Origin of the sequence: Micromonospora sp. DT4 (assembly GCF_049841675.1) — a bacterium.
Classification (GTDB): Bacteria; Actinomycetota; Actinomycetes; order Mycobacteriales; family Micromonosporaceae; genus Micromonospora.
This window is the reverse complement of sequence record NZ_JBNCKT010000165.1, coordinates 1-8,147: the sequence shown is the minus strand read 5'-3', so window position 1 is coordinate 8,147 and position 8,147 is coordinate 1. Positions and strand designations below refer to the sequence as shown.

The following is an 8,147-nucleotide window of genomic DNA, read 5'->3' as shown; positions in this document are numbered from 1 at the left end:
CCAAGATCATGCCAGCCACAGCCACCACAGTAGACCGCAGCCCCGCTCAGCCGATCAACTCAAGCTGAATACGTACTGCCGAACACGTCGATGCCGAGGTCGTTGCCGCCGCCCATTCGGAAGACGTCCGGAGTGAAGTCGCTTTCGTAGAACGAGCTGAGCACACAGAAACCCGCGAAGGCTTCAAATGCCTCGTCCTGCGGCAGCCCGACGAGGTCGCGGTTGGTCTGAAACTGCCGAACCAGGCTGTCGATAACGATATCCATGCTGTTCCCCCTGCCGGTCTGTCAACTCCGGGCGCGGACCAGTACCTCTTCCACGGTTAGCGCGCTCGTCGGGTGGTGGCTGAGGCACATCGGCGTTGCCAGCTTCTGGAAGCCGAGGCCCTCACCCACGGCGTAGAACTGCCCGGCGGTCAGTCGGGAGATGTCCAAGACCGCGCTCGCCTTGGCCTGCGCCACCTCTTTCGCTGCCGCGATTTGGATCGGACTGTTGAGGAAGCCGAAGAACTGGGTCGCGGCGTTTCCGACGATCCGGTTGTGGATGCCTTTCGGCGCCTGGGTCGCGAAGATTAAGCCGAGGCCGTACTTGCGGGCCTGGCTGGCCAGGGCGAGGGTGCTCTCCGTGCAGGCCGTCATCGAGCCCGACGGTGCGAGGGTCTGCGCCTCGTCCATCACGAAGAGCCCGCCAAGCGGTCGATCGCCCGCGGGATATTGCTTGATCCACGCGAACAACGCCATCTGCAACTGGTTCACGAAGCCCTGCCGCTGTTCATTGCTGGGCAGCCCAACGAGACTGATCACCGATATCCGGGCTCGTTTGCCGGCCGACGGGGTCAGGAGCACGCCCGGGTCCAGGGGCACACCGGTGCCACCGAACAGCGGATCCAGGATCATCGCCGCCTTGAGGGTCTCGGCCATGTCGTGCGCCAATTCACCGGCCCGGGTCAGCGTGGTTGCGGTGTCGGGCAGGTCCGCGAGCAACGCGACGAAGTCACGCAGATCGGTACCTCCGGTGTACGCGAAGTGGGCCAGCGCCTCGCGCAGCACCGCCCGCCCACGGTCCATCTTCGCGGTCTTGCCCCCCATGCGTGCCCGCGGTGCTAGCCCAGCCACCGCCGTGTCCAGTGCGAGAGCTAGTTCGTCAGGCTCGTCGAGCACGGCAGCGAAGTCCGGTAGCGGCTGCAGACTGAGCGGACGGCCAGCCTCGCGGCGGGGAGTCCACACCACCACGTCAGTGCCATGCAAGTAGGCGGCCGCCCTCTCGGCGTCTCCCGGCTGCCACGACGGTGGCGCCTCCGGCCATGGATCACCGAGCCGTGCCAGGTCGTTGTTGGGGTCGAGCACGATCGTGGAGACCCCTTGCAGAGCACACTCTTCGATCAACCGCCGAATCAGCACGGTCTTACCCGAACCCGAGCCGGCGAAGATGACCGTGTGCTTGCGCAGTGACTCCAACGGCACCCGAATCGCCGCTCCAGTCTCGACCACCGTCCCGAGGAGCAGGCCAGCGCCACCGTTGATCTCCGAACGCCGTACCCCGCGGGACGCGTCGCCGGCCGTCGCCCGACTCGGGTCGCCGCGGTCGCCCACCCCGTTCAGTGGCGGTTCGGATCGACCTGGCTGATCCGGACCGCCGGTGGGTCGCGCCGGGCCGGGCCGCTGCGCAGCCGTAGTGCCCGGCGGCGGACCGAAGACCGTTCGAAATAGCGTGGTATTGCCGGCGGGTCGACGCAGCCGCAGCCAGTCACCGAGAGCCGGATCGTTCTCGTCGAGCAACATCGCGAGCCCGGCAAAGGTGCGCAGGTCGTCGGTGGACACGCCGGTGATCAGCCCGCCCGCTGCCTGGAATTCGTTCAACAGACGTCGGGTCACCGGCCCCGTGGGCCATTGGCTGTTGCGCAGCAGTACCGCACGCCGTTTGTTGATGCGGGAATCCAGTCTGACGAGCTGTCGAAGCCGCTCGATTCGCGCCTGCACGGCCCGGTGGTGCGTGTGCGACAGCGCACGAAACGACCAATGCGCCTCATCCTCAGTCGCCTCGTCAAGACTCTCCCTGAGCCAGGCATGCATCGAGGGGTTGCCATCCTCGCCGAGCACGACCTTGTACCGCCCGTTCAGATCTCCCTGCTCGACCGCCCACGCCCGCAGGCCGGCCCCAAGCAGACGGGGCATCTCGACATCCTCGTGGGCGGGGTCCATGGCATGGTCGATGTCAAGCGAGTCGCGCAGCTCAACGAACCGCCGCTGCACCGACTCCACGTCCCATGGCCGAGCCGCGGGCTCCGGGTCCGGTGGCGCGACTCGTTGGTCCAGCTCGTACAGGGGCTCGACATTCTCGGTCATGAGGCAGACGCGCAGGTGCTCGTCCACCCGCTCTAGCAGGGATCGCGGCGTGTAGTCGGGGGCGGCGACGAACGCCGACGGCAGCACCGGCCAGGTCGGATACGGTGGCGCGAAGCCGACCGACTCGAACAGGGGCCCGAAGCGCGCGGCAACCAGCTCCGCGCCCACCTCGGGTGACGGCAGACGGCTCAGCCGCGTTTCCCGGCGGAACCGGTCGCGCACGGAGTCGACGGTGTGGTTGCTGATCAGCTGCCAGGAAGTCGGCAGGCACGCCACCGCCGTGACAGTGCGCCGCAGCGCCTCCCGCAACTGCATCAGCCCGTGCCCGAGCTCCTCGGCAAGGGCGACAGACTCGGTAGGCGGTGCGCTCGGCTGCCCGTGGTCGACACCGGAGGTACGGGCCTGCGCGATGACGGTGTCGATCTGATCGACCGCGAGCATGCTGGCACCGGTGCTGGCCAGTAGTCGGGAAATCTCCTCCGCGACCTCCTGTGCCGTCTTCGCGCGGGTCGGAAGGCCCCATCGGGCGTGGTCGCCAGGGTCCTCATCGGGCATTGACGTCAAGAACGCCTCGCCGAGGTCCTGAGCCGTGTCGTCCCTGGCGGCCAGCAGCACCAGGGCCCGCAACGTGTGCCTGCACTCGCGCCCCAGATCGGGGGCGGCCCGCCGCAGCGCGGTCACGAAGACGTCGAGCGTTTCCGTGGTCAACGGACGTCGTCCGCGGACCCGGTCGCGTAACTCCCGCCCCACGGCGGCCTGCTCACACAGGCGGTCGAGAAGCACCTCCAACTGGCTGTGTCGGTACGAGCCGGAACGTCGCAGGCCGCGCAGGAGTGTGTGCACGACGTTCGGCCAGAAGGCTCTGCCGTCGGCGATACCAAGGAGGAAGAAGTAGCCGCCACTACGTTGCACCTGTTCACGTGCCCAGCGCAGGAGGTGGGTCTTGCCCGCGCCGTGCTGGCCCTCCAGGATCAGTCCGAGCGGGCTTCGTCCGCTGCTCGCGACCGCTTCCCCGTACGCCCGCAGGAGAGCTGTTCCGGCCTCACCGTTGAGCGCATCGAGGTGGATGTCCAGCGGAGACCAGACGTCCTCCTGGGTGGGCGCCCAGTCCAGCCGCCGCAACTCCAGCAGTGCCTGCCGCTGGGTCTGGTCGATCATGAGTGATCGATGGTGATCAGGTGTTTGTCTTCACCACCGATGGCGACCGCGGCGTCCCGAACGGCCTGGGTCAGCGCCTTACGGTTGGGGTCCGGCTCAAGATGGACCTCCCTCCGCCGGTCCATTGCCCGAAGCGCACGATCGAGGTCATCGCGGGCGAGGTCCCTCAAGCTCCCCCGCAAACGCGCCAGGCTGACCAGAGCGCCGGGCGTCTCGGCCAGGCGCAGGTACGCCCTCCGTACCCGGTCCTCGATCCCATCCGGCTCATTACCCGCCTGGTCTCCGTCATCCCGGACGGCCGCGCCCTTGGGCGGCGTGGACCCCTCATCGGAGGGCTGTGAATCCACGCCGGGGATACCCGGCGGGCCGACATACAGGTCGGCCAACTGCAGGTTGCGGGCCGCCAGCAGGCGGTCCAGGTGCTTCAGCGTCCCGTAGTGCAGTAGCCATGCCGCCGAGGCCCGTTCGGGAGCGTCTGCCCCGACCTCGCGACGAGCCCGCCCCCAGCCCTCATCGGTCAACTCATGGATGATCGTTCCGCGCAGGCCCTTGCGCCAGACGATGAGCCCGGCATCTTCGAGTTCTTTTCGGATGTTTTTCTCGATCCGCATCCGGAACTGCTCGTACAACTCCGGATTGGAGGCCTCCGAGACGTGGGTCATCAGCGCCACGAGGGCCTGCCTGGCTGGCGTACCGAGAGGATGGTTCGACATAAGGTAGATCTCCGGGTGTGCGAGGGGGCACGGACGACGGCATTGCCTGAGGAGACCGGGCCGTGGGTCAGACACCAAGCCGCCAAGAGAAGCATCATTGCGGCACGGTCGAGGCGAGCGCGAGCCCACAAATGCACCAGACAGGCTTAAGGCGCTGTCATATTCCGGACTTTCGATCAAGGCTGAAAAACATTGATTCGGTTGCCTCGTCCGGAATAGATCAGCCTTACCACCGCCAGCAGCCAAGGCGCACGGCGCTGCTGATGAGGACGACCTGACGAGGCGCGCCGCCGACTTCGCGCCACGGCTGCCGGCGGATCCGCTCGCTCAGGCGGTGTCGCCCGGAGCGAGGTGGCGGTAGCCGGGGATGGTCTCGGCGAACCATCCAGCGACGCTGGCCAGGCCACGCTCGTTGAGCTGCGCGTCGTGGATGGGGTACGCGGCGGCGGCGGTGAAGCGCTGTCCCGCGCGTACCCGGGTCACCGGCAGCGGCGCGAGGTTGGGCAGCCGGGCGCGCCCTCGGGGGCGTACACCGGCACGCCGAGCCCGGCCAGCCGCAGCACGTCCACGTGGTCGGTGTGCTCGTGAGTGACGAGCCCGATGATCACCAGGATCGGCAGCACCGTGCCCAGGTAGGGCCGGACCACCCGATCGTTGCCGGCCGCGAAGCCGAGACCGATCAGGGCCGCCGACAGCATGGACAGGAAGATGGTGGCGCGGCCGGTGGCCTCAGTGTCGGTCACGAACGGGACAGCGAGCGGCAAAGCCGGCACGTATCCTCCGCATCTCGGTGGGCCACGACGGAAGGAGGCCGGATGCCCGAGTGGGCGGGTCGGGGCGAGGGTGGCGGCCGACAGCGACGTGCCTTCGTCGTCGGCGGGGCACTGCTCGGCATCGCGCTCGTGATGCTGCTCGCCGCCTGGCGCAGCAGCGGCTTCCTCAGCGACCTGCTGCTCAACATCGGCTCCAGCGTGGTCCTCGCCGCCATCTCGTACGTCATCTTCGACCCGTTGTTCGAGGAGGCCCGCAGGGCGCGGGTGCAGGAGCACCTGAGCTTCGACCAGCACGCGTTCGTCACCCGGCTGCACCGCTGCGCCCGCCGGGTGCGCATCCTCGACACCTGGACGATCCTGCTGGAGGACACGCACCGGGAGGAGACGCTGCGGGCGGTACGCACGGCCCTCGCCAACGGCGCGCAGGTGCAGTTGCTCCTGCTCGACCCGGACTGCACGGCCGCCCAGCAGCGCTCGGAGGAGTTGGAGCGGCAGCGGGTGGACGTGCCGCGCCAGATCCGTACCAACCTGCGCCACCTCGCGCTGTTCCAGGACACCCTGGACGCCCGGCTGCGGCACCGGTTGCAGGTGCGCCTCTACGACGCGTCCCCGTCCATCCAGCTCTACCAGTGGGACAGCCGGGCGTTGATCTCGTTCTTCCCGATCGGGAAGCTGTCGTTCAACGTGCCGCAGCTCGAGGTCGACATGGACAGCCCGTGGGGCGGGTTCGTACACGCCCGCTTCGAGGAGCTGTGGGAGCACGAGCAGGCGACCGTCAACCTCGAACGGTACTGGTCCGTCACCGTGACGCTGCGCCACGACGACTCCGACGTGGTCACCATGCAGGTGCCCTACGTCAGCGTGGACGGGCAGCACTACGTCGACTGCGGCGGGTTCCAGGTGAACGGCCCGCTGACCGTCCGGGCCGTGCTGCCACCGCGCGCCCCGGGCGGCGCCCCGGCGGTGTTCGCGCTGGCAGAGCCGGTCGAGGGGGACCCCACCCCGGCCGCCGCCGTGCGGAGGCACTTCGATCAGAAGTACGGCCAGGGGCAGCGGGAGATCCACCGGCTGGTGCCGCCACCGGGCGGTACGCGTACCCCCGATCCGCGCTCCGCGGCGGCCAGCGACGCACACGGACGGTGACCCCCGCCCGGGCGGTGGCGACGACCCCCGGGACAATGGGGTTGCCGCCCCGACCGCCAGGAGGACGTTTCCGTGTCGACGCACCCCGCCCCGCCGTCGGGGTCGACGCGCCTCGCCGCCGACTGCGCGCGCTGCTTCGGGTTGTGCTGCGTGGTTCCCGCCTTCGCCGCGTCGGCCGACTTCGCCATCGACAAGCCGGCAGGGCAGGCCTGCCCGAACCTGCGCCCGGACCACGGCTGTGGCATCCACACGACCCTGCGGGAGCGGGGGTTCGCCGGCTGCGCCGTCTTCGACTGCTTCGGCGCCGGGCAGCAGGTCGCGCAGGTCACCTTCGGTGGGCGGGACTGGCGCGACGCCCCGGAGACCCTGCCGGCGATGGCCGAGGCGTTCCGGGTGCTCCGTCCGCTGCACGAACTGCTCTGGTATCTGACCGAGGCGGTGCCGCTGCGCCCGTCGGCCGAACTACGCGCCGAACTGGACCGCGCCCGCGCCGAGATCGCCGGGCTCGCCGAGGCAGAGCCGACGCGCCTGCGGACCGTGGACGTCGACGCGCACCGGGCCCGGGTCAGCCCGCTGCTGTCGCGCGCCAGTGACGCGGCGCGCGCTCCCGGCGGCGTGGACCGCCGGGGCGCGCACCTTCTCGGAGTCGACCTGCGCCGGACGGACCTGCGCCGGGCCAACCTGCGCGGCGCGCTGCTGATCGGCGCCGACCTGCGCGGCGTGGATCTCGCCCTGGCCGACGTCACCGGCGCGGACCTGCGCGGGGCCGACCTGCGCGGCGCGGACCTGCGGACCACGCTGTTCCTGCACCAGGCGCAGCTCGACGCCGCCCGCGGTGACGCTCGCACGGGCCTGCCGGCGACGCTGACCCGGCCGGCGCACTGGACGGCGCTCGCGCTCACACCGGTGCGCGCCACCGCCCCGAGCCGCCGTGGGCGGCGGCGCTGACGACCGGCTTCCTGGTGGCGTCCACGGCGCTCGTGCTCGCCACGGCCATCGCGTTCACTCGCCGGCGGACCCTGCGCCTGCCGGACGCCGCGCCGCAGGGGCCCCGGTCGCCCAACCGGCGGCTGCCGCCGGACGAGGTTTCGCAGGTGACGACGCCGGGTAGCCACCGCCGACGCGGACCGGCATCGACGGGAGGCACGGCGTGGGCTACCGAAAACGCGACGGTGAGCTGCCGGGCGACCCGCAGCACAGCGAGGACGAAGCCGGCCAGGTGCCGTTGGTGCAGGTCGAGACGGACACCGAGGTCCCCGCGCCGGCCGACACCGACGAACGGCCGGACATCGTGACCGAGGGCGACAACTCGGGTGTCGCCGGTGGCTCGTCCGGCAGCAGCGGCGGTGGGTCGAGCATGCCGGGGCACCCCGACGCGACCCGCCGTGGGTAGGCCTAGCGGCTCGCCAGCGCGGCGCGTGCCTCGGTCATGCCCTTGTTGGCCAGGCCGTCCGCGCGCTCGTTCTCCGGGTGACCGTTGTGCCCCTTGACCCACAGCCAGGTGACCTCGTGCCGCTCGCAGGCCGCCTCCAACCGCTGCCACAGGTCGGCGTTCTTCACCGGCTGCTTCGCGGCGGTCCGCCAGCCGTTGCGTTTCCACGACGCCAACCAGCTCGTGATGCCGTTGCGCACGTACGTGCTGTCGGTGTGCAGCTCTACGGTGACCGGCCGGTTCAGGCTCTCCAACGCCTGGATGGCCGCCATCAGCTCCATCCGGTTGTTGGTCGTCGGGGTGGCCTCGCCGCCGCACAGCTCGCGCTCGTGGTCGCCGTAGCGCAGTAGCGCGCCCCAGCCCCCCGGCCCGGGGTTGCCACTGCACGCCCCGTCGGTCCAGATCTGCACGCCCCTGCCGGCCGCCGCGTCCACCATGGCAGGCAACCTACCGGGCGGCGACCATGCGCCGGCCGTTCGGGGGGCCGCCACGCCGGGACCGGAGGCACTAGTGCAGCACCGCGTTAATCCTTGAGTGGTTCATGCCGCTTTGAGGGGTCGTCCGTCGTATGTCCATCGGAAGG

General features: G+C 70.0%; 9 protein-coding genes. 3 read left to right on the top strand and 6 right to left on the bottom strand.

All coding sequences use genetic code 11. The annotated features are described in order from the left end of the window. Positions 1 to 59 precede the first annotated feature (59 nt). The 5 genes from ACLQ24_RS27365 to ACLQ24_RS27345 form a co-directional block, all read right to left on the bottom strand. Entirely contained in the window at positions 60 to 266 is a 207-nt protein-coding gene (locus ACLQ24_RS27365) for a hypothetical protein (protein WP_425894620.1), read from the bottom strand. Positions 267 to 287: 21 nt separating this feature from the next. Beyond that, complete coding sequence (locus tag ACLQ24_RS27360; RefSeq protein ID WP_425894619.1) at positions 288 to 3,503, bottom strand: helicase HerA domain-containing protein; 3,216 nt, start codon at positions 3,501 to 3,503, stop codon at positions 288 to 290. Continuing rightward, positions 3,500 to 4,174, bottom strand: a complete 675-nt coding sequence (locus ACLQ24_RS27355) for a hypothetical protein (protein ID WP_425894618.1) — start codon at positions 4,172 to 4,174, stop codon at positions 3,500 to 3,502. The genes ACLQ24_RS27360 and ACLQ24_RS27355 overlap by 4 nt, the downstream gene beginning before the upstream one ends. A gap of 369 nt (positions 4,175 to 4,543) precedes the next feature. After that, the gene (locus tag ACLQ24_RS27350; protein ID WP_425894617.1) at positions 4,544 to 4,699 is read right to left on the bottom strand and encodes a hypothetical protein; all 156 of its coding nucleotides are present in this window, start codon (positions 4,697 to 4,699) and stop codon (positions 4,544 to 4,546) included. Next, the gene (locus tag ACLQ24_RS27345) at positions 4,696 to 4,959 is read right to left on the bottom strand and encodes a hypothetical protein (RefSeq protein WP_425894616.1); all 264 of its coding nucleotides are present in this window, start codon (positions 4,957 to 4,959) and stop codon (positions 4,696 to 4,698) included. The genes ACLQ24_RS27350 and ACLQ24_RS27345 overlap by 4 nt, the downstream gene beginning before the upstream one ends. Before the next feature lie 72 nt (positions 4,960 to 5,031). On the opposite strand from ACLQ24_RS27345, the gene ACLQ24_RS27340 reads away from it, so the two are divergent. The 3 genes from ACLQ24_RS27340 to ACLQ24_RS27330 all read left to right on the top strand — a co-directional run bounded on the left by ACLQ24_RS27340 (position 5,032) and on the right by ACLQ24_RS27330 (position 7,525). Further along, a complete protein-coding gene (locus ACLQ24_RS27340; protein ID WP_425894615.1) occupies positions 5,032 to 6,132 on the top strand; it encodes a DUF5919 domain-containing protein in 1,101 nt (366 codons plus the stop codon). 72 nt (positions 6,133 to 6,204) lie between these two features. Further along, complete coding sequence (locus ACLQ24_RS27335; protein WP_425894614.1) at positions 6,205 to 7,080, top strand: pentapeptide repeat-containing protein; 876 nt, start codon at positions 6,205 to 6,207, stop codon at positions 7,078 to 7,080. Positions 7,081 to 7,282: 202 nt separating this feature from the next. After that, positions 7,283 to 7,525, top strand: coding sequence for a preprotein translocase YidC (locus tag ACLQ24_RS27330; RefSeq protein WP_357121644.1), 243 nt, complete (start codon positions 7,283 to 7,285; stop codon positions 7,523 to 7,525). A gap of 2 nt (positions 7,526 to 7,527) precedes the next feature. On the opposite strand, the gene rnhA is transcribed toward ACLQ24_RS27330, so the two are convergent. Continuing rightward, on the bottom strand, positions 7,528 to 8,001 hold the full coding sequence (rnhA, locus tag ACLQ24_RS27325) for a ribonuclease HI (RefSeq protein WP_007459445.1): 474 nt from the start codon (positions 7,999 to 8,001) through the stop codon (positions 7,528 to 7,530). Positions 8,002 to 8,147 lie beyond the last annotated feature (146 nt).